Origin of the sequence: Mesorhizobium sp., from assembly GCF_004962925.1 — a bacterium.
Classification (GTDB): Bacteria; Pseudomonadota; Alphaproteobacteria; order Rhizobiales; family Rhizobiaceae; genus Mesorhizobium.
In genome coordinates, this window is sequence record NZ_SUEO01000377.1 from 1 (window position 1) to 2163 (window position 2163).

3 protein-coding genes are annotated in these 2163 nt (G+C 62.0%); all 3 read right to left on the minus strand.

Going from position 1 to position 2163, the window contains the following annotated elements:
- The coding region (locus E5W87_RS35120) for a pyridoxamine 5'-phosphate oxidase family protein (RefSeq protein ID WP_292408469.1) at positions 1–544 on the minus strand (544 nt) is incomplete at its 3' end.
- Positions 545–560: 16 nt separating this feature from the next.
- A complete protein-coding gene (locus E5W87_RS35125; RefSeq protein WP_292408470.1) occupies positions 561–1235 on the minus strand; it encodes a septation protein A in 675 nt (224 codons plus the stop codon).
- A 61-nt stretch (positions 1236–1296) separates the two neighbouring features.
- A partial coding sequence (gene ftsY, locus E5W87_RS35130) for a signal recognition particle-docking protein FtsY (protein ID WP_292408473.1) occupies positions 1297–2163 on the minus strand: 867 nt, incomplete at its 5' end.

The window sequence follows — 2163 nt, forward strand, 5'->3', positions numbered from 1 at the left end:
CGCGCAGGATCTGGCCGAGCGTCGGCAGCGTCGTGCGGTCGTACCAGGTTTCCGGCTTCCACAGATCGGAGCGCATGAAAGCCTTGGCGCAATGCATGTAGGCGGCCTTGACGGTCACCAGAACGATGCTTTGCGGTTCCTTGCCGTCGACGGCGAGCCGCTCGCGCAAGCCCGCATCGACGGTGATGCGGGCATCGCCGTTGACGCGCAGCGTCTCGTTCATGCCTGGAATGAGAAAGAGCAGCCCGACCGATGGGTTGAGAAGGATGTTCTCCAGCGTGTCGAGCCGGTTGTTGCCCGGCCGGTCGGGGATGGCGATGGTCCTCTCGTCGAGCACGGCGGCAAAGCCCGGTTTGTCGCCCTTCGGCGTCACATCGGTATTGCCGGTGCCGTCGGAGGAGCCGATCAGCACGAAGGGGCTTTTGCCGATGAAGGAACGGCAGTGGCCATCCAGCGCCTTCAGTTCCTTGCGGATCGAGCCGTCGGTCGGCCGAGGCGTCTTGTAGATCGTTCTCAGCTCTTCGCGCGTGGTGACGAATTCCATGCCCTCTCCTACCTGATTACTTGCCGGCCTTCTCTTCTTTTCCGGTCTTGCCCTCAAGCGAATGGCGCATGATCAGCGGCATCTGGCTGAAGGTGAAAAGAAGCGTGATCGGCATGATGCCCCAGACCTTGAAGGTAACCCATGCATCCGTGGAAAAATTCCGCCAGACCACTTCATTGACAAGGGCCAGAAAGAGGAAAAACAGGCCCCAGCGGAAGGTGAGTTTCTTCCAGCCCTCGGCATCGAGGCTGAAGGCCGAATCGAAGACGTAGCCGAGCAGCGACTTGCCGAAGAACAGGCCGCCAAGCAGCACGCCGCCGAACAGCGTGTTGACGATGGTCGGCTTCATCTTGATGAAGATGTCGTCCTGCAAGTAGAGCGTCAGCGCGCCGAAGACGAAGACGACGACGCCCGACACCATCGGCATGATCGGCAAGGTGCGGGTGAGCAGCCAGGAAGCGATCAGCGCGATCGCGGTCGCCGCCATGAACAGGCCGGTGGCGACGAAGATCGGCCCGCCGAATTCGGCCAGCGCTGGAAACTTCTGCACCAGCCATGCGCTGCGCGCATTGGCGAAGAAGAACACCATTAGCGGGCCGAGCTCCAGCACCAGCTTGAGCAGCGGATTGACGCCTTCCTTCTTCTGCTTCTGCGGGTCGGACGGGTCGCGTTCGAGAATGGGCGGGTTCATAGGCTTCCTTCTTACGCATGATCCTGTCCAAAAAGTCTGCAACTTTTTGGGATCATGCTTGTTAGGCCACGCCAGCGATCGCCCTGGCGAACTCGCTTGCGGAGAAAGGTTCGAGGTCGTCGACCTGTTCGCCGACGCCGATGAAATAGACCGGCAATTTGTGCTTTGCCGCGATCGCCACCAGAATACCGCCGCGTGCCGTGCCGTCCAGCTTGGTCATCACCAGGCCGTTGACGCCGGCGACATTGCGGAAGATCTCGACCTGGTTGAGCGCGTTCTGGCCGGTGGTGGCATCGACCGTCTGCAGCACGGTGTGCGGCGCCTCCGGATCGAGCTTGCCCAGCACCCGGACGATCTTTTCCAATTCCGCCATCAGTTCGGTCTTGTTCTGCAGCCGCCCGGCGGTGTCGATGATCAGCACGTCGGAGCCGGCTTGCTTGGCCTGCTCGAAGGCGTCGTAAGCGAGGCCGGCGGCGTCGGCGCCAAGCTTCGAGGCGATGACCGGCGACTTGGTGCGCTCGCCCCAGATCTTCAATTGTTCTATTGCGGCAGCGCGGAACGTATCGCCGGCTGCAAGCATCACCGACAGGCCGCCATCGGTCAGCTTTGCCGCCAGCTTGCCGATGGTCGTGGTCTTGCCGGTGCCGTTGACGCCGACGACAAGGATGACATGCGGCTTATGGCTGAGGTCGAGCTCCAGCGGCATGGCAACGTGGGTCAGCACCTTCTCCACCTCGGTCGCCATGATGGCGCGGACCTCCGTCTCGGAGACGTCCTTGCCGTAGCGGCTGGCGGCCAGCGAATCGGTGATGCGCAATGCCGTCTCCATGCCGAGATCGGCGCGGATCAGCACGTCCTCCAGATCCTGCAGCGTGTCCTCGTCGAGCTTGCGCTTGGTGAAGACGCCGGCAATGTTGCCGGACAGTTC